Origin of the sequence: Nocardioides proteolyticus, assembly GCF_051280635.3 — a bacterium.
Taxonomy (GTDB): Bacteria; Actinomycetota; Actinomycetes; order Propionibacteriales; family Nocardioidaceae; genus Nocardioides.
This window is the reverse complement of the sequence record NZ_JBNBPO030000044.1, coordinates 1-17,692: the sequence shown is the minus strand read 5'-3', so window position 1 is coordinate 17,692 and position 17,692 is coordinate 1. Positions and strand designations below refer to the sequence as shown.

Below are 17,692 nucleotides of genomic sequence, written 5' to 3'. Positions count from 1 at the left end.
TTTCTAGGCTGAGTGCGCTCCTGCCGGCGGGGGGGCGCGGGGCGGGGGGCGCCCGCCCCCCGCCCCCCCCCCGCGCCCGCCCGGCCCGCCGGACCGACGCGGACCTGCGCCGCGACCTGGCGACGGCGCGGCCGCTGGTGCCGACCGCGACGCTCGGGGGAGCGGTCGCCGCGGGCGGGCCGCTCCTGGTCTGCCTCGCGGTCGCCGTGGTGGGCTGGTTCCTGACCGACGCCGGTGCCGTGGGCAGCCCGAGCGGCGCGCTGGGGGTCGGTGCGCACGGCTGGCTGGCGGCGCACGGATCCACGGTCGCCGTCGAGGGGATCCGGATCACCGCGATGCCGCTCGGGCTCACCCTCGTGTGCGCCTGGGTCGCCTGGCGGCTGGGCCACCGCGTCGGCGAGTCGGTCTCCGGGCACGGGCCCGACGCCGACCGGATCGCCGACGGCGAGCGGGACTGGACCGTCGCCACCGCCACCGCGTTCTTCGCCGTCGGGTACGCCGTCGTCGGCGTGGTCGCCGGCTCGGTGGCGGCGACCGCCGCGTCCTCGCCCAGCACCGCCCGCGTCGTGCTGTGGTCGGTGCTCGTCGCCGTCGGCGTCGGCGGGCCGGCGATCGCCCGCGGGTCCGGACGTGCCGCCGTCTGGCTGCCCCGGCTCCCCGCGAGGGTCCGCGACACCGCCCTCGTCGCGCGCCGGATCCTGGTCGCCTGGGCGCTGGTCTCGGTCGCCGTCCTCGCGGCGGCCTTCGTCGCCGACTTCTCCACCGCCGCCAACGTCGCCTCGCAGCTCCATGCCGACGCCGGCGCCGTCGTCCTGCTGCTGCTCCTGACCGCCCTGGTGCTCCCCAACGCGACGCTCTTCTCCAGCTCCTACCTGCTCGGCCCCGGCTTCGCCGTGGGCACCGGGACGGTCGTCTCCACCAGCGCCGTCGTGCTGGGTCCGCTGCCGATGTTCCCGCTGCTCGCGGCACTTCCCGACCAGGGACCGACGCCCGGCTGGGCGGGCTGGCTGATGCTGCTGCCCGTGCTGGTGGCGGTCGTGGTGGCGGGCCGGGTGCAGCGCGACCGGCCGGTGCTGGCCTGGGACCAGGCAGCGATCCGGGGCTGTGCGGGCGGCATCACGGCGGGGGTGGTGCTCGGGCTCCTCACCGCGCTGGCCGGCGGCGCCGTCGGACCGGGGCGGATGGCGGAGGTCGGCCCGTTCACCGTCGACGTGCTGCTCCACGCGATCACCTCGTTCGGCATCGGCGGCGTGACCGGCGCCTTGTCGGTGTGCTGGTGGCAGCGCGAGGGGGAGGCGCGGGTCAGGTCCCGGCTGCGCGCCCTCCGGCCGCGCCCGCGCGGCTGACCTGCTGCCGACGGGCCCTAGACTGCGGGCCGTGTCCGCCGCCCCCGCACGCCTGGTCGTGCTCGTCTCCGGCTCCGGCACCAACCTCCAGGCGCTGCTCGACGCCGCGGCGGACGCCTCCTACGGCGCCCGGGTCGTCGGCGTCGGCGCCGACCGCGACGGCATCGAGGGCCTCGCGCGGGCGCAGCGCGCCGGCGTACCGACCTTCGTGACGCGGGTCGCCGACCATCCCTCCCGCGAGCACTGGGACCGCGCCCTGGCCGAGGAGGTGGCCGCCTTCCGGCCCGACCTGGTGGTGCTGGCCGGCTTCATGAAGCTGGTGGGTGCCGCGTTCCTCGAGCGGTTCGGCGGTCGCACGGTCAACACCCATCCGGCGCTGTCCCCGTCGTTCCCCGGGATGCACGGCCCGCAGGACGCACTGGCCTACGGCGTGAAGATCACCGGGGCGACCCTGTTCGTGGTCGACGCCGGCGTCGACACCGGGGCGATCGTCGCCCAGACGGCGGTGCCGGTCGAGGACGACGACACGGTCGACACCCTGCACGAGCGGATCAAGGTCGCCGAGCGGGCGATGCTGGTCGAGACGGTGGGCCGGATGGCCCGCGAGGGCTTCGCGGTCGAGGGCCGCCGCGTGCGCCTCGGCGGTTAGGGACGGTCCCACCGCTTCGGTAGAGTCCGGGGCACACGACTGGCGCAGGTGGGTGACCACCGGGGAGTGACGAGTCGGCATCGACCGCCTGGGTGCCCTCATCGAGAGATCCGACCCCGATGAGGAGACCCGCCCGTGACCGCAACGCCAGCTGCCGACGAGCGCCGCCCGATCCGGCGCGCACTCGTGTCCGTGTTCGACAAGACCGGCCTCGACGACCTCGTCCGCGGCCTGCACGACGCCGGTGTCGAGCTGGTCTCCACCGGCGGGTCGGCTGCGCTCATCGAGTCGCTCGGACTCCCGGTGACGAAGGTCGAGGACCTGACGGGCTTCCCCGAGTGCCTCGACGGCAGGGTCAAGACCCTGCACCCGCGGGTGCACGCCGGCATCCTCGCCGACCGGCGACTTCCCGAGCACGTCCGGCAGCTCGACGAGCTGGAGGTGGCGCCGTTCGACCTCGTCGTGGTCAACCTGTACCCGTTCGCGGCGACGGTCGCGTCCGGAGCCGGGGTCCAGGACTGCATCGAGAAGATCGACATCGGCGGGCCCTCGATGGTGCGGGCCGCCGCGAAGAACCACGCCTCGGTCGCGATCGTCACCGACGGCGCCGACTATCCGCGCGCCCTGGAGGCGGCGCGGGCCGGTGGCTTCACCCAGGCCGAGCGGGAGGGCCTCGCCGCCAAGGCGTTCGTGCACACCGCGACGTACGACGTCCAGGTGGCCAGCTGGATGGGCAACGTCCTCACCGACACCTCGGCCGGCTCCGGCTTCCCGGCGTGGGCCGGGGCGACCTGGGACAAGGCGGCCGTGCTCCGGTACGGCGAGAATCCGCACCAGCCGGCCGCGCTCTACCGCTCCGGGTTCTGGCCCGGTGGGCTCGCCGCCGCGGAGCAGCTGCACGGCAAGGAGATGTCCTACAACAACTACGTCGACACCGACGCGGCGCGCCGGGCGGCGTACGACCACGGGAACGCGCCGACGGTCGCCATCATCAAGCACGCCAACCCCTGCGGCATCGCCGTCGGCGCCGACGTGGCCGAGGCGCACCGCAAGGCGCACGAGTGCGACCCGGTCTCCGCGTTCGGCGGGGTGATCGCCACCAACGTCGACGTGTCGCGGCAGATGGCCGAGCAGGTGGCCGAGATCTTCACCGAGGTCATCGTCGCGCCCGGCTACGAGGACGGCGCGGTCGAGGTGCTGCAGGCCAAGAAGAACATCCGGATCCTGGTCGCCGAGCCGCTCGAGCAGGCGGGGGCGGAGATCCGCCCGATCAGCGGCGGCCTGCTGATGCAGCACGCCGACCACTTCCAGGCCGAGGGCGACGACCCCTCCTCGTGGACGCTCGCCACCGGCGACGCGGCCGACGACGCGCTGCTCGCCGACCTCGCCTTCGCGTGGCGAGCGGTGCGCGCGGCGAAGTCCAACGCCATCCTGCTCGCCTCCGGCGGCGCGTCGGTGGGAATCGGCATGGGCCAGGTCAACCGCGTGGACTCCTGCCGGCTCGCCGTGGCGCGCGCCGGCGACCGGGCCGCGGGATCGGTGGCGGCGTCCGACGCCTTCTTCCCGTTCGCCGACGGGCCGCAGATCCTCATCGACGCGGGCGTGCGGGCCATCGTGCAGCCGGGCGGGTCGGTGCGCGACGAGGAGACCGTTGCGGCGTGCGCGGCCGCCGGCGTCACGATGTACTTCACCGGCACCCGGCACTTCGCCCACTGACGCCGGACCGCGCCACACGCGATTCGACGTCTGGGAGGATGCACACCGTGACTGCACAGAGGCTCGACGGCACCGCCACCGCTGCCGCGATCAAGGACGAGCTGCGGACAAGGGTGGCCGCGCTGCAGGCGGCGGGCATCACGCCGGGGCTGGGCACCGTGCTGGTCGGCGACGACCCGGGCTCGCGGTGGTACGTCAACGGCAAGCACAAGGACTGCGCCGAGGTGGGCATCGCCTCGATCCGGGTGGACCTGCCGGAGACCGCCACCCAGGCGGAGATCGAGGAGGCGGTCGCCCGCCTCAACGCCGACCCCGCCTGCACGGGCTACATCGTCCAGCTGCCGCTGCCGCGCGGCCGGGACGAGAACCGGGTGCTCGGGCTGATCGATCCCGCCAAGGACGCCGACGGGCTGCACCCCACCAACCTCGGCTGGCTGGTCCTCGGCAACGAGGCGCCGCTGCCCTGCACGCCGTACGGCATCGTCGAGCTGCTGCGTCGCCACGGCGTCGCGATCGCCGGCGCGGAGGTCGTCGTGGTCGGTCGGGGCATCACGGTCGGCCGGCCGCTCGGGCTGCTGCTGACCCGCCGCTCCGAGAACGCGACCGTCACGCTGTGCCACACCGGCACCACCGACCTCGCCGCCCACGTGCGCAGGGCCGACATCGTGGTGGCCGCTGCCGGAGTGCCGGGCATCGTGACCGGCGACATGGTCAAGCCCGGCGCGGCCGTGCTGGACGTCGGCGTGAGCCGGGTCGACGGCAAGCTCGCCGGCGACGTGGCCGCGGACGTCTGGGACGTCGCCGGCTGGGTCTCCCCGAACCCCGGTGGCGTGGGTCCGATGACCCGCGCGATGCTGCTGGCCAACGTGGTGACGATGGCGGAGAAGCTGGCCGACCACGAGGGCGGGAAGGCAGCGCACTGAGCGGCGAGCAGCACGACGGACCCGACGCGCCCGACCCGTCCGCGGCGACGGAGCCGCGCCGCTACCCGTCGACCATCGGCGGCGCCTGCTACCTCGCGGTGCTGGTGGCGGTGGGGGTCGGGATCGGCATCGCGGTCGCCGGCGACTGGCGGGCCGGCGTCCGGACCGTGTCCGGTGCCCTCGCGGCCGCGGCCCTGCTGCGCCTGCTGCTCCCGGAGAAGGACGCCGGCATGCTGGCCGTACGCCATCGGCTCCTCGACGTGGGTCTCCTGCTCGCGTTCACGGTGGCGCTCTTCGCGCTCGCGGGGACGATCCCCGAACAGCCGGTCTGAGCGCCGTGCTCGCCCGGGCGCGACGAAGGGCCGGTGCCCGATGGCACCGGCCCTTCGTCGTCTGCGGTCGGCGGAGACCCGGGCTCAGATCAGGCCGAGCTCCGTGACGGCCTTGCGCTCGTCCTCGAGCTCGGCGACGGAGGCGTCGATCCGGCCGCGCGAGAAGTCGTCGATGTCGAGGCCCTGGACGATCTCCCAGCCGCCGTCGCGGGTCGTCACCGGGAACGACGAGACCAGCCCCTCCGGGACGCCGTAGGAGCCGTCGGACACGACGGCCATCGACACCCAGTCGCCCTCGGGCGTGCCGTTGAGCCAGTCGCGGGCGGCGTCGCAGGTCGCCGACGCGGCGGAGGCGGCCGACGACGCGCCACGGGCGTCGATGATCGCGGCGCCCCGCTTGGCGACGGTGGGGATGAAGGTGTTCTCGATCCACTCCTGGTCGCCCACGGTCTCCGCGGCGTTCCGGCCGGCGATCTCGGCGTGGAAGATGTCGGGGTACTGGGTGGCCGAGTGGTTGCCCCAGATCGTCATCTTCTTGATGTCGGTGACCTTCGCGCCTGTCTTGGCGGCCAGCTGCGAGATGGCGCGGTTGTGGTCGAGGCGGGTCAGCGCCGAGAACCGCTCCTTGGGGATGTCTGGGGCGTTGCTCGCCGCGATGAGGGCGTTGGTGTTGGCGGGGTTGCCGGTCACGCCGATCCGTACGTCGTCGGCGGAGACCTTGTTGAGCGCCTTGCCCTGCGCGGTGAAGATCGCTCCGTTGGCGGAGAGCAGGTCGCCGCGCTCCATGCCGGGGCCGCGGGGGCGCGCGCCGACGAGGAGGGCGAGGTTGACGCCGTCGAAGATCTTCTCCGGGTCGGCGCCGATCTCGACGCCGGCGAGGTTCGGGAACGCGCAGTCGTCGAGCTCCATGACGACACCCTCGAGCGCCTTGAGGGCGGGCTCGATCTCGAGCAGGCGGAGCTCGACAGGCCGGTCGCCTGCGATCGCGCCGCTGGCGATGCGGAAGAGAAGGCTGTAGCCGATCTGACCGGCAGCACCGGTCACGGCGACCTTGAGCGGGCCGGATGCACTAGCGCTCACGAGGACACTCCTTGCTTGACTCGTCACGTCACGACGTCGGGGGCGGGACTCCCCGGCGACGCTAGCAGCGCCTCGGCCCGCTCCGGCAGGCGGGCGGCGGTGCGAGACGATAACGCCATGACGAGGGCTCGCCGCTGGTTCGCCGCGGCCGCAGTGCTGGCCGTGGCCGGTGCCACCGGGTGTGGGTCGGCCTCCCCGCCCGCACCGCCGCGGGGCGTCGACGGCCTGGTCGTCCCGACCCCGGAGCCAGCGGCGGAGGACTTCGTGGCCGGGGTCGACAACCCATGGCTGCCGCTGCCGGCCGGCGCGAGCTGGACGTACGCCGGCGCGGCCGGCACCTCGCTCGTGGTGACCGCGACGGAGGGCCCCGAGCACGAGGGCATCCGCACCACCGCCCGGGAGCAGGTGGTCCGTGACGCCCGGGGGCGAGAGGTCGGCCGGGTCGTCGACCACCTCGCGCAGGACGAGGCGGGGAACGTCTGGTGGCTGGGTCGCGACGGGCGCTGGTTCGACGAGGCGGGGCTCGCCATGCCGGCCGATCCACGCTTCGGGGACGGGTTCCGGATGGCGGCGGCGCCCGGTCTGGACGTCCGCGCCCGGGTCGTGGCGGTGGACGACGCGGTGACCGTGCCGCTGGGGACCTACCACCCCGTGGTGGTGCTCGAGGTGACGACCGACGGCGTGACCGGACGGGAGCGCTACGCACGCGGTGTCGGCCTGGTCAGCACCGAGGAGGCGGGGCTCGTCGCGCACGACGAGCCCCGCTGATCGACCTGGCGGGCCCTACTGCGGCGGGCGGACCTGCGTCTGCTCGCCCGGCGGCGGTGCCCAGCCGCCCTGCTGGGGCGCCTCCGGGCCGGCCGGGCCGGACGGGGCGCCGAAGCCCTGCTGACCGGGCGACTGGACCGGCTGCTGGGCGGGCTGCTGGACCGGCTGCTGGGCGGGGATCCACTGCTGGGCGGCGGGGTCCCACTGCCAGCCGTCCTGGATGATCGGCTGCTCCTGCTGGGGCTGGCCGAAGCCGCTGTGCTGCTGGTTCCACTGCTGCTCGAACGGGTTGGGGCGGGTGCCGCTGCCGAAGCCGGAGCCGGGGACGGGGTCGGCGCCGCGGCCGAAGAGCAGCGGGTAGAGCACGCCGGCGAGGCCGCCGCCGATCGTCGGCGCGATGAGGAACGGCCACACCTGGAGGATCCAGTCACCGCCGCTGAACAGGGCCGGGCCGAGCGAGCGGGCGGGGTTGACCGAGGTGCCGGTCAGCGGGATCAGCATGAAGTGGATCACCGCGAGCGTCAGCCCGATCGCGAGCGGAGCCATCACCACGTTGACCGCGTTGCGCTCGTCGGTCACCGCGAGGATGACGAGCACGAAGAGGAACGTCATGATCAGCTCGACCAGCAGCGCGGCCCACACGGCGTAGTCGAACGGACCCTCGCTGTAGCCGTTGGCGCCGAGCGGGTTGCTGGAGTCGAAGGCCTCGAAGCCGTCGATGCCCAGCGCGAGCACGAGCAGGACGACGGCGGCGAGGATGCCCCCGACGAACTGGGCGCCGATGTAAGTTCCGGCGTCCTTCCAGGACACCCGCCCGCCGATCGCGGCGCCGAGCGAGACCGCCGGGTTGAAGTGACCGCCGGAGAGGCGGCCGACGGCGTAGGCCATCAGGGTCACGGTGAGGCCGAAGGCGAGGCCGGTGGCGACCAGGTCGCCGCCGGTCATCACGGCCACGCCGCAGCCGAACAGGACCAGGACGAAGGTGCCGAGCAGCTCGGCGAGGAGCTTCTGCGGCAGCGACGGAGGCGTGCTGTCGGCGGCGGCGGTGGCGCTGGGATCGTTGGTCAGGTCAGTCATGGCGTCACGTCTTTCCTCGGTGCGGCTCCCGAAAACCAGCCGGGTTCTGCGAGCACTCTAGTCATTTGCGCCCCCTTGGGGCGGATGCGAGGCTGGCACGGGCCGCGGGTGCCGCGGTTGGTCCGCGTTCGATATCTTGACGTCAAGCAACCTCAACGTCCCAGGAGGCGTCGCCCGCAATGTCGAGCATCATCTACACCCACACCGACGAGGCGCCGCTGCTGGCGACGTACTCCTTCCTCCCGGTCGTCGAGGCGTACGCCGCCAAGGCCGGCGTCACGGTCGAGACCCGCGACATCTCCGTCGCCGCACGGATCCTCGCCCAGTTCGGGCTGGCCGACGACGCGCTCGCCGAGCTCGGTGAGCTGGCCACCAAGCCCGAGGCCAACATCATCAAGCTGCCCAACATCTCCGCGTCGATCCCGCAGCTCAAGGCCGCGATCCGCGAGCTGCAGCAGCAGGGCTTCGACATCCCGAACTACCCCGAGAGCCCCGACAACGACGCCGAGCGTGAGGCCCGCGCCAAGTACGACAAGGTCAAGGGCTCCGCGGTCAACCCGGTCCTGCGGGAGGGCAACTCCGACCGTCGCGCACCCGCCTCGGTGAAGAACTACGCGAAGGCGCACCCGCACCGGATGGGGGAGTGGAGCGCCGACTCGAAGACCAACGTCGCGACCATGGGCCACGACGACTTCCGCTCCAACGAGAAGTCGGTCGTGATCCCGGCCGACGACACGCTGCGGATCGAGCTGGTGGCCGAGGACGGCACCGTGACCGTGCTGAAGGACTCCCTGGCGGTGCTCGCCGGCGAGGTCGTCGACGCGACGTTCATGGACGTCCGCGCGCTGGAGGAGTTCCTCGCGGGCGCGATCGAGCGCGCCAGGTCCGAGGACGTGCTCTTCTCCCTGCACCTGAAGGCGACGATGATGAAGGTCAGCGACCCGATCATCTTCGGCCACGTCGTCCGGACGTTCTTCAAGCCGGTCTTCGAGCAGTACGGCGCCGAGCTCGCCGCCGCGGACCTGTCGCCCAACGACGGGCTCGGCGGCATCCTCGCCGGCCTGGAGGGTCTGGCCAAGGGCGAGGAGATCAAGGCGGCGATCGACTCCGCCCTCGCCGAGGGACCGAAGATGGCGATGGTGGACTCCGACCGGGGCATCACCAACCTGCACGTCCCCTCGGACGTGATCGTCGACGCCTCGATGCCGGCGATGATCCGCATCGGTGGGCACATGTGGGGGCCCGACGGCGAGGAGGCCGACACCCTCGCGGTGATCCCGGACTCGTCGTACGCCGGCGTCTACCAGACCGTGATCGACGACTGCCGGGCCAACGGCGCCTTCGACCCGGCCACGATGGGCTCCGTGCCCAACGTGGGGCTGATGGCGAAGGCGGCCGAGGAGTACGGCTCCCACGACAAGACCTTCGAGGCGCCGTCCGCGGGCACCATCCGCGTCGTCGACTCCTCCGGCGCGACGCTGCTCGAGCACGCGGTGCGGCAGGGCGACATCTGGCGCGCGTGCCAGACCAAGGACGCCTCGATCCGCGACTGGGTCAAGCTGGCCGTCACCCGTGCCCGGGCGACGGGCGTGCCGGCGGTGTTCTGGCTCGACGAGGGGCGCGCCCACGACGCCAACCTGATCGCCAAGGTCCGGGAGTACCTGCAGGACCACGACACCGACGGCCTCACCATCGAGATCATGGCGCCGGCCGACGCCTGCGCCTACTCGCTGGAGCGGATCCGTCGGGGCGAGGACACCATCTCGGTCACCGGCAACGTGCTCCGTGACTACAACACCGACCTGTTCCCGATCCTGGAGCTCGGCACGTCGGCGAAGATGCTCTCGATCGTCCCGCTGATGAACGGCGGCGGCCTGTTCGAGACGGGCGCCGGAGGCTCGGCGCCCAAGCACGTGCAGCAGCTGGTCAAGGAGAACTACCTGCGCTGGGACAGCCTCGGGGAGTTCTTCGCCCTCGCCGCGTCGCTCGACCACCTCTCCGACACCTACGGCAACGCCGGGGCGAAGGTGCTCGGTGAGACCCTCGACCGGGCGACGGAGACCTTCCTCAACGAGGACCGCTCGCCGGGCCGCAAGCTCGGCACGATCGACAACCGCGGCTCCCACTTCTACCTCGCGCTGTACTGGGCCGAGGAGCTCGCGCAGCAGACCGACAACGCCGAGCTGGCCGAGGTGTTCCGGCCGCTCGCCGAGAGCCTGCGCCGCGACGAGCAGAAGATCGTCGACGAGCTGATCGCCGTCCAGGGCTCGCCGGCCGACATCGGCGGCTACTTCCGGCCCGACGCGGAGAAGACGGCCGCGGTGATGCGGCCGAGCGCGACGTTCAACGCGGCGCTGGCCGCTCTCTGAGCCGAGGAGCCGGTCCGGCGTCGCCCGGGCCGGCTCCCTCAGCCGTAGAGGCCGAGGAAGCTGCGGATCGCCACGTCGAGGATCTCCTCGGGCGTGAACTCGAGGGCTCCCTCGATCCAGGCGGTGACGAGCTCGGCCATGCCGCCGACGAAGAAGAGGCCGGCGAGCTCCTCGGTGTGCTGGTCGCGGCGCGGTAGGCCGCGCATCTCGTGGGCCTCGTCGGTCAGCAGGCCGGCGAAGTGCCGCAGCAGCTCGGTGCGACGCTCGCGCAGCGCGGGCATCGCCCCCGCCTCGACGATGGCGACGCGTCCCTTGCGGGGGTCGTCGCGCAACAGGTCGATGAAGGTCGCGATCAGGGCCCCCGCGCGTTCCACCGGGTCGGTGCCGGCTGCGGCGGCCGCGGCGAGGGTGCGCTCCTCGATCTCAGCGGCGACGGCATCGAGCACGGCCCGCTGCGCCTCCTCCAGGGTGCGGAAGCTCTCGTAGAAGTAGCGCTCCGTCAGCCCCGCCTCGGCGCACACCGCCGTCATGGTCGTCCGCGCGGCCGGATCGGCCCATACGGACAGCGTCGCCTCCAGCAGACGGGCCCGCCTGCTGGCGACTCGGTCCTCCGCGCTGACTCCGCGATAGACCCCGGACTGGACGGCCATGCACCCCAGCGTCTCAGGGAACGCAAGAAATTCATAGGTTGACAGGACGCCCTTCCTGAATGACGCTGGGTGCGACACCGGTCACGACGAAGGGCGACCCCCCATGACCCTGGAGCAGCAGAGCCGTCCCATGCCGCGGGTGCAGCCGGCCGACCGCGGCCTCCCGTTCCTCGGGCGGGTCACCGCCTACGCCAAGGACCCGGTCGGTCTGATGCGTCACCAGTGGGAGACCTACGGCCCGGTCTCGCCCTTCCCGTTCCTCGGCCAGACGTTCGTGATGCTGCTCGGGCCGGACGCCGTCGAGGAGGCGCTGCGCAACGGCGACAAGGCCTTCGCCAACGGGCCCGCGTGGGGCCAGCTCGTCGGACCGTTCTTCAACCGCGGCCTGATGCTCCTGGACTTCGAGGAGCACCACGTCCACCGGCGGATCATGCAGGAGGCCTTCACCCGCGACCGGCTGTCGTCGTACGTCGCGATGATGCACCCGGCCATCGCGACCGGCATGCAGGACTGGGAGCCGCGTGCGGACTTCCGGTGCTATCCCGCCCTCAAGCAGCTCACGCTCGACATCGCGGCCGACATCTTCATGGGGGGAGCCCGCGACACCAGCCGCGAGGAGATGGACCGGGTCAACCGCGCGTTCATCGCGTGCGTGCAGGCCGCGGCAGGTGTGGTGCGGGCCGACGTCCCGTTCACCCGCTGGGGCCGGGCCTATCGCGGCCGGAAGGTGCTGGAGGAGTTCCTCCGGCACTATCTGCCGGACCGTCGCGCGACGCGCACCGACGACATCTTCTCGGTGCTGTGCCACATCGAGACCGACGACGGGCAGCGGTTCTCCGACGACGACGTCGTCAACCACATGATCTTCCTGATGATGGCGGCCCACGACACCTCCACCATCACCACCTCCACCATGCTGCAGTACCTCGGCCAGCACCCGGAGTGGCAGGAGCGGTGCCGTGAGGAGTCGCTCGCGCTCGGTGAGGCGCCGACCCTCCAGGAGCTCGAGCAGCTGACCAGCCTGGACCTGGTCATGAAGGAGTCGCTGCGGCTGCGGGCACCCGTGCCGATGCTGGCCCGCCGGACGGTGAAGGAGACGGTCGTCCAGGGTGTCCGGATCCCGGCCGACACCCACGTCGCGGTCGGCGTGCAGCACTCCCACCTGATGGCGGAGTACTGGACCGACCCGACCGCCTTCGACCCCGAGCGCTTCTCGCCCGAGCGACGGGAGGACCGCTCCCACCGCTACGCGTGGTCCCCGTTCGGCGGTGGCGTGCACAAGTGCATCGGCCTCTACTTCGCCGGCGCGGAGATCAAGGCGATCATGCACCGGCTCCTGCGCACTCGGCGCTGGTCCGTCGACCCGCGCTACGTCGCGCCGCTGGACAACCACTCGCTGCCGTTCCCCAAGGACGGCCAGCCGATCGACCTGGTCCGGATCTGAGGGGCCCGCGATGAGCAGCAAGTACCCGCGGGAGGTCCGCGTCGTCGACGCAGTCCCGCTCACGAGTGTCGGGAAGACGGACCGGAAGGCGGTCCGCGCCATGGTCAGGGGAGGACTGCAGTGAGTCGTCGGATCGCAGGGATGTCGGTCATCGTCACCGGTGGGGCCCGTGGCATCGGCCGCGCCACCGTCGAGCGCTTCGTCCGCGAGGGCGCCCGGGTCGCCGTCGGCGACCTCGACGCCGACCTCGCCGCGGAGGTGGCGGCGCAGGTTGGCGCCGGCGACCGCGACCGCGTCGTCGCCGGGCGCCTCGACGTCGGCAGCCGCGACTCGTGGGTGGAGTTCCTCGACCGGGTCGGCCACCTCGGCCCCTGGGACGTGCTCGTCAACAACGCCGGGATCATGCCGCTCGGGTCGGTGCTCAAGGAGCCCGACGAGGTCACCAAGGCGATCATGGACGTCAACGTGTACGGCGTCATCCACGGCACCAAGCTGGTGGCACCCGGGATGGTGGAGCGCGGTCGCGGCCACATCGTCAACGTCGCCTCGGCGGTGGGCCGGGTGGCACTGGCCAACGGCACGACGTACTCGGCCTCCAAGTTCGCGGTGGTCGGGTTCACCGAGGCGCTGCGCCAGGAGCTCGCGCCCGCCGGTGTCGACGTGACGATGGTGCTGCCCACCGTGGTGCGCACCGAGCTCGCGGCCGGCGTGCCGGCGGCCCGCGGGGTGAAGGCGGTCACCGCCGAGGACGTCGCGGACGTGATCGCCTCGGCCGTCCGCAAGCCGCGCGCCGAGATGTGGGTCCCGCGCTGGAGCCAGGGCCTCAGCAAGCCGACGCTCGCGCTGCCGCGAGCCGTGCAGGACGCCATGTCGAGGGCGATCAAGGCCGACGACGTGCTCAGCTCCGCCGACGAGTCCGCGCGGGCGGCCTACGAGGCACGGGCACGCCGGGGGGCATCCGGCGCCCGGGAATAGTCCGGCCGCCGCACCGGTTGCGGGACCCCGTGACCTCTGCGCCTCCGACCACCTCGACCGAGGCACCCGCAGTCGCCCACGACCGGCCCGCGCTGGCGATCCTGGCGCTGGCGATCGGCGGGTTCACCATCGGCACGACCGAGTTCATGACGATGGGCGTCCTGCCGGAGATCGCCGACGGCGTGGACATCTCGGTGCCGACGGCCGGGCACGTGATCTCGGCGTACGCGCTCGGGGTCGTGGTCGGCGTCCCGATCCTGGCGTTCCTCGGTCCCGCGCTGCCGCGACGGGCCCTCCTGGTCGGACTGATGGCGGCCTACGGCCTGTTCAACCTGTTGAGCGCGGCCGCGCCCAGCTACGAGGTCCTCGCGGCGGCCCGGTTCCTCGACGGCCTTCCGCACGGGGCCTACTTCGGCGTCGCCAGCCTGGTGGCCGCCAGCCTGGTGCGGGCCGAGCGGCGGGGCCGGGCGGTGGCGAGCGTGATGCTCGGCCTGTCGGTGGCGAACGTCGTGGGCGTGCCCCTCGCCACGCTGCTCGGTCAGCAGGTGGGGTGGCGGGCGACCTTCGTCCTCGGCGGCGCGCTCTCCCTGCTGACCGTCGCGCTGGTCCTGGCCGCCGTGCCGTCGGTGCCCGGAGATGCCGAGGCGAGCGGCCGGAGGGAGGCACGCGAGTTCTTCGGCAGCCTCCAGGTCTGGCTGACCATGGCCGTCGGCGCCATCGGGTTCGGCGGCATGTTCGCCGTCTACTCCTACGTCGCGAAGACCGTGACCGAGGTCGGTGGCCTCGACCGCGGGGCCGTGCCGGTGTTCGTGCTGGCGCTCGGCCTCGGCATGGTCGCCGGCACCTGGCTGGCCGGTGAGCTGGCCGCATGGTCGGTCTTCCGCAGCCTGATCCTCTCCGGCGTCGCAGGCATGGCGCTGATGCTGGTGTACTTCGTCGCCGCGCCGGGCGGCTGGACGCTGCTGCCCGTGGCGTTCCTGGTCACCGCGACCGGGTCGGTGCTGGTGGTGAACCTGCAGCTGCGGCTGATGGACGTGGCGGGGGGAGCGGTCACCCTCGGTGCGGCCATGAACCATGCGTCGCTCAACGTCGCGAACGCGCTGGGGGCATGGCTCGGCGGCGCCGTGATCGCCGCGGGCCACGGCTATCGAGCACCGGCCCTGGTCGGAGCCGGTCTCAGCGCGCTCGGCGTGCTCATCCTGCTCTGGTCGGCCGTCGCCCACCGCAGGGCCGCCTTCGCGCCGGTCGGCTGACTCGCCACCCAGCACCGCCGGCCGGCCGGGGTTTTCACCCACGCGACCGGGTTACCTCCCGGTCACCGATGCCTGAGACAATGGTCGCCATGTCCACCACGACCGAGACCCCTGCGCCGGAGGTGCAGACCGGCCCGGCCGGCCGCCAGGAGGCGACGCCCCGGCCCCGGGTGCTCTCCGGCATCCAGCCGACCTCGGACTCCTTCCACTTCGGCAACTACCTCGGCGCGACCCGGCAGTGGGTGGACCTGCAACGGGAGCACCAGCCGTTCTTCTTCATCGCCGACCAGCACGCGATCACCGTCGAGCACGACCCCAAGGTGCTTCGCGAGCGCACCCTCCGGGCAGCGGCCCAGCTGATCGCGATGGGGATCGACCCGGCGCGGAGCTCGATCTTCGTGCAGAGCCAGGTCCCCGCCCACGCCCAGCTCGCGTGGGTGCTGAACTGCATCACCGGAGTGGGCGAGGCCCGGCGGATGACGCAGTTCAAGGACAAGTCGGCCAAGCAGGGCGAGGGGGCGGCCAGCGTCGGCCTGTTCACCTATCCGATCCTGCAGGCCGCCGACATCCTGCTCTACCGGCCGCACTACGTGCCGGTGGGCGAGGACCAGCGCCAGCACCTCGAGCTGACCCGCGACCTCGCGCAGCGGTTCAACAGCCGGTACAAGAAGACCTTCCGCCTGCCGGAGCCCTACATCCTCAAGGCGACGGCCAAGATCGCCGACCTCCAGGACCCGACGGCGAAGATGTCGAAGTCCGGATCCTCGTCCAACGGCATCATCTTCCTGCTCGACGACCCCAAGGTCACCGCGAAGAAGATCCGATCGGCGGTCACCGACTCCGGCACCGAGATCCGCTTCGACGCCGAGCACAAGCCCGGGGTGAGCAACCTGCTCACGATCTACTCCGCCCTCGCGGGCAAGCCGGTCGCCGCCCTGGAGGAGGAGTACGCCGGTCGGATGTACGGCGACCTCAAGAAGGACCTGGCGGAGGTGGTGGTGGAGTTCGTGACACCGTTCCGCGACCGGACCCTCGAGCTGCTCGCCGACCAGACCCACCTGCGGCAGGTGCTGGCGGAGGGGGCCGCGACGGCGAGCGCCGTCGCCGATGCGACGCTGCGCGATGTCTACGAGCGGGTCGGCTTCGTCGCTCCGTCGGGGCCGGCGGCGGGAGCCTGATGTCGACGTTCGCCCAGCGGCCTGCGCGCCCGGGCGCCACCACCATCGGTGTCGCGATCGCGATCCCCGAGCCGTGGGCGAGCGAGCTGCAGGAGTACCGCCTGCGCATCGGCGACCCGACCGCGGTCGGCGTGCCGACCCACATCACGCTGGTGCCGCCCACCGAGATCACCGGCTCGCTCGCCGAGGTCGAGGAGCACCTCGTCGACGCCGCTGCCGGTGCGGAGCCGTTCCGCGTGCACCTCCGGGGCACCGCGACGTTCCGGCCGGTCTCGCCGGTGGTGTTCATCGGCCTCGTCGAGGGGATCTCGCAGTGCGAGCAGCTCGCGCACGCCGTACGACGCGGGCCGCTCGCCATGGACCTCGAGTATCCCTACCACCCCCACGTCACCGTCGCCCACCACCTCGGCGACCCGGATCTCGACCGGGCGTTCGAGGAGCTCGCCGGCTTCGAGTGCGTCTTCGACGTCGCCGGCTTCCACCTGTACGTCCACCGGGGGAGGGCCGGGTGGACGGCCACGCGGACCTTCGCCCTCGGCGACTGATCCCGGCCACCGAGGAGGAGCGATGAGGCTCGAGCGGAGGCACGCGATCCTGCTGCTGGCGGTCGCCGCCTGGAACGTCCTGTCGTTCGGCAGCTTCGCGCGCAACCTGTACGCCGCCTACGACGCGGGCGAGGACCGCGCCGTCGGCTACTGGGTCGCCCACACCGTGCTGATCGTGGTCAACTTCGTGATCGCCGGCCTGTTGGGCTCTCTGGGCTGGCGCGCACTGCGCCACGCGGACGACTGAGAAGCAGCGGAGCCGGCACGATCGCTCGTGCCGGCTCCGGTGTTTGCTGCTGGCTAGCGGCCCTTGACCAGGGCCGTCCGCAGGTCCTTGTTGAGCTGGCTGATCACGTCGAGCGGGATCTCCTTCGGGCACGCCGCCGCGCACTCGCCGATGTTGGTGCAGCCGCCGAAGCCCTCGGCGTCGTGCTGGGACACCATGTCGACGACGCGGGAGAACCGCTCCGGCTGGCCCTGCGGCAGCTCGCCGAGGTGGGTGATCTTGGCCCCGACGAACAGCGACGCGGAGCCGTTGGGGCAGGCCGCCACGCACGCGCCGCAGCTGATGCAGGTCGCGACGTTAAAGGCGCGAACGGCGTCGTCGCGGGGGACCGGAACGGAGTTGGCCTCCGGGGCGGACCCGGTGTTGGCCGAGATGTAGCCGCCCGACTGGATGATCCGGTCGAACGCCGACCGGTCGACGCAGAGGTCCTTGAGCACCGGGAAGGCCGAGGCCCGCCACGGCTCGATGGTGATGGTGTCACCGTCCTTGAACGAGCGCATGTGCAGCTGGCAGGTCGTGGTGACCTCGGGCCCGTGCGCCTCGCCGTTGATCATCAGCGAGCACATGCCGCAGATGCCCTCACGGCAGTCGGAGTCGAACGCGATCGGCTCCTCGCCCTTCTCGTTGAGCTGCTCGTTGAGGACGTCGAGCATCTCGAGGAAGCTCATGTCCGAGGAGACGCCCTGCACCTGGTAGGTGTGGATGGAGCCCTCGTCCTGCGGCCCGCTCTGGCGCCAGATCTTGAGGGTCAGGTTCATGGTGCCGCTGCTCACTTGTAGCTCCGCTGCTTCATCTCGATGGCGGTGTAGACGAGGTCTTCCTTGTGCAGGACGGGTGGCTCGGCCTCGCCGGTCCACTCCCAGGCGGCGACGTAGGCGAACTCGTCGTCGTGCCGCAGTGCCTCGCCGTCCTCGGTCTGCGACTCCGCGCGGAAGTGTCCTCCGCACGACTCGCGGCGGTTGAGCGCGTCGATGCACATCAGCTCGCCCAGCTCGAGGAAGTCGGCCACGCGGCCGGCCTTCTCGAGGCTCTGGTTCATGGTGTCGGCGCTGCCCAGCACCTTGAGGTTGGTCCAGAAGTCGGCACGGAGCTCGCGGATCA

17 protein-coding genes, 1 pseudogene and 1 riboswitch are annotated in these 17,692 nt (G+C 72.3%); of the genes and pseudogenes, 13 read left to right on the top strand and 5 right to left on the bottom strand.

Features of this window, described 5'->3' with window-relative positions:
- From ACPOLA_RS18590 to ACPOLA_RS18570, 5 genes are all read left to right on the top strand, one after another.
- Nucleotides 1–1,346 (top strand): cell division protein PerM (locus tag ACPOLA_RS18590; protein ID WP_435771998.1); only part of this gene is annotated, 1,346 nt, incomplete at its 5' end.
- A gap of 22 nt (nt 1,347–1,368) precedes the next feature.
- On the top strand, nt 1,369–1,995 hold the full coding sequence (purN, locus tag ACPOLA_RS18585) for a phosphoribosylglycinamide formyltransferase (RefSeq protein WP_435771999.1): 627 nt from the start codon (nt 1,369–1,371) through the stop codon (nt 1,993–1,995).
- Between the two features lie 25 nt (nt 1,996–2,020).
- A riboswitch (ZMP/ZTP riboswitch) is annotated at nt 2,021–2,096 on the top strand.
- A gap of 34 nt (nt 2,097–2,130) precedes the next feature.
- The gene (purH, locus tag ACPOLA_RS18580) at nt 2,131–3,711 is read left to right on the top strand and encodes a bifunctional phosphoribosylaminoimidazolecarboxamide formyltransferase/IMP cyclohydrolase (protein WP_435771997.1); all 1,581 of its coding nucleotides are present in this window, start codon (nt 2,131–2,133) and stop codon (nt 3,709–3,711) included.
- 47 nt (nt 3,712–3,758) lie between these two features.
- A complete protein-coding gene (locus ACPOLA_RS18575) occupies nt 3,759–4,634 on the top strand; it encodes a bifunctional methylenetetrahydrofolate dehydrogenase/methenyltetrahydrofolate cyclohydrolase (protein WP_435771996.1) in 876 nt (291 codons plus the stop codon).
- A gap of 98 nt (nt 4,635–4,732) precedes the next feature.
- Nucleotides 4,733–4,966 (top strand): DUF3017 domain-containing protein, encoded by a 234-nt coding sequence (locus ACPOLA_RS18570; protein ID WP_435771995.1) that lies wholly within the window; start codon nt 4,733–4,735, stop codon nt 4,964–4,966.
- A gap of 84 nt (nt 4,967–5,050) precedes the next feature.
- Here the strand turns inward: ACPOLA_RS18570 and ACPOLA_RS18565 are convergent, their stop codons facing one another.
- Nucleotides 5,051–6,046: a malate dehydrogenase gene (locus ACPOLA_RS18565; protein WP_435771994.1), complete on the bottom strand. Its 996-nt coding sequence runs from the start codon at nt 6,044–6,046 to the stop codon at nt 5,051–5,053.
- A 117-nt stretch (nt 6,047–6,163) separates the two neighbouring features.
- On the opposite strand from ACPOLA_RS18565, the gene ACPOLA_RS18560 reads away from it, so the two are divergent.
- Nucleotides 6,164–6,814 (top strand): hypothetical protein, encoded by a 651-nt coding sequence (locus ACPOLA_RS18560; protein ID WP_435771993.1) that lies wholly within the window; start codon nt 6,164–6,166, stop codon nt 6,812–6,814.
- A 15-nt stretch (nt 6,815–6,829) separates the two neighbouring features.
- On the opposite strand, the gene ACPOLA_RS18555 is transcribed toward ACPOLA_RS18560, so the two are convergent.
- Nucleotides 6,830–7,891, bottom strand: a complete 1,062-nt coding sequence (locus ACPOLA_RS18555; RefSeq protein WP_435771992.1) for an MIP/aquaporin family protein — start codon at nt 7,889–7,891, stop codon at nt 6,830–6,832.
- Nucleotides 7,892–8,070: 179 nt separating this feature from the next.
- Between ACPOLA_RS18555 and ACPOLA_RS18550 the strand changes: the two genes are divergently transcribed.
- A complete protein-coding gene (locus tag ACPOLA_RS18550) occupies nt 8,071–10,260 on the top strand; it encodes an NADP-dependent isocitrate dehydrogenase (protein ID WP_435771991.1) in 2,190 nt (729 codons plus the stop codon).
- Between the two features lie 38 nt (nt 10,261–10,298).
- Here ACPOLA_RS18550 and ACPOLA_RS18545 read toward each other — a convergent pair whose 3' ends face one another.
- Entirely contained in the window at nt 10,299–10,910 is a 612-nt protein-coding gene (locus ACPOLA_RS18545) for a TetR/AcrR family transcriptional regulator (RefSeq protein WP_435771990.1), read from the bottom strand.
- Nucleotides 10,911–11,013: 103 nt separating this feature from the next.
- Here ACPOLA_RS18545 and ACPOLA_RS18540 point away from each other — a divergent pair, with 103 nt between their 5' ends.
- From ACPOLA_RS18540 to ACPOLA_RS18515, 6 genes are all read left to right on the top strand, one after another.
- The gene (locus tag ACPOLA_RS18540; protein WP_435771989.1) at nt 11,014–12,354 is read left to right on the top strand and encodes a cytochrome P450; all 1,341 of its coding nucleotides are present in this window, start codon (nt 11,014–11,016) and stop codon (nt 12,352–12,354) included.
- Nucleotides 12,355–12,474: 120 nt separating this feature from the next.
- Entirely contained in the window at nt 12,475–13,329 is an 855-nt protein-coding gene (locus ACPOLA_RS18535; protein ID WP_435771988.1) for an SDR family oxidoreductase, read from the top strand.
- A 29-nt stretch (nt 13,330–13,358) separates the two neighbouring features.
- On the top strand, nt 13,359–14,582 hold the full coding sequence (locus ACPOLA_RS18530; RefSeq protein WP_435771987.1) for an MFS transporter: 1,224 nt from the start codon (nt 13,359–13,361) through the stop codon (nt 14,580–14,582).
- Nucleotides 14,583–14,671: 89 nt separating this feature from the next.
- Nucleotides 14,672–15,760, top strand: coding sequence for a tryptophan--tRNA ligase (trpS, locus tag ACPOLA_RS18525; protein WP_435771986.1), 1,089 nt, complete (start codon nt 14,672–14,674; stop codon nt 15,758–15,760).
- The gene (locus tag ACPOLA_RS18520; RefSeq protein WP_435771985.1) at nt 15,760–16,305 is read left to right on the top strand and encodes a 2'-5' RNA ligase family protein; all 546 of its coding nucleotides are present in this window, start codon (nt 15,760–15,762) and stop codon (nt 16,303–16,305) included. Before trpS ends, ACPOLA_RS18520 begins: the two co-directional genes overlap by 1 nt.
- Before the next feature lie 22 nt (nt 16,306–16,327).
- Nucleotides 16,328–16,552, top strand: a complete 225-nt coding sequence (locus ACPOLA_RS18515) for an SCO4848 family membrane protein (RefSeq protein ID WP_435771984.1) — start codon at nt 16,328–16,330, stop codon at nt 16,550–16,552.
- 53 nt (nt 16,553–16,605) lie between these two features.
- Here the strand turns inward: ACPOLA_RS18515 and ACPOLA_RS18510 are convergent, their stop codons facing one another.
- Complete coding sequence (locus ACPOLA_RS18510; RefSeq protein WP_435771983.1) at nt 16,606–17,349, bottom strand: succinate dehydrogenase/fumarate reductase iron-sulfur subunit; 744 nt, start codon at nt 17,347–17,349, stop codon at nt 16,606–16,608.
- 11 nt (nt 17,350–17,360) lie between these two features.
- A pseudogene (locus tag ACPOLA_RS18505) lies at nt 17,361–17,692 on the bottom strand (fumarate reductase/succinate dehydrogenase flavoprotein subunit); the annotation flags it as partial.

What these genes read in the sequence shown, in the direction of transcription:
- ACPOLA_RS18545 (WP_435771990.1), bottom strand. Translation starts at nt 10,910, where the DNA reads ATGGCCGTCCAGTCCGGGGTCTATCGCGGAGTCAGCGCGGAGGACCGA.
- ACPOLA_RS18510 (WP_435771983.1), bottom strand. Translation starts at nt 17,349, where the DNA reads ATGAACCTGACCCTCAAGATCTGGCGCCAGAGCGGGCCGCAGGACGAG.
- ACPOLA_RS18560 (WP_435771993.1), top strand. Translation starts at nt 6,164, where the DNA reads ATGACGAGGGCTCGCCGCTGGTTCGCCGCGGCCGCAGTGCTGGCCGTG.
- ACPOLA_RS18555 (WP_435771992.1), bottom strand. Translation starts at nt 7,891, where the DNA reads ATGACTGACCTGACCAACGATCCCAGCGCCACCGCCGCCGCCGACAGC.
- ACPOLA_RS18550 (WP_435771991.1), top strand. Translation starts at nt 8,071, where the DNA reads ATGTCGAGCATCATCTACACCCACACCGACGAGGCGCCGCTGCTGGCG.
- ACPOLA_RS18520 (WP_435771985.1), top strand. Translation starts at nt 15,760, where the DNA reads ATGTCGACGTTCGCCCAGCGGCCTGCGCGCCCGGGCGCCACCACCATC.
- ACPOLA_RS18540 (WP_435771989.1), top strand. Translation starts at nt 11,014, where the DNA reads ATGACCCTGGAGCAGCAGAGCCGTCCCATGCCGCGGGTGCAGCCGGCC.
- ACPOLA_RS18515 (WP_435771984.1), top strand. Translation starts at nt 16,328, where the DNA reads ATGAGGCTCGAGCGGAGGCACGCGATCCTGCTGCTGGCGGTCGCCGCC.
- trpS (WP_435771986.1), top strand. Translation starts at nt 14,672, where the DNA reads ATGTCCACCACGACCGAGACCCCTGCGCCGGAGGTGCAGACCGGCCCG.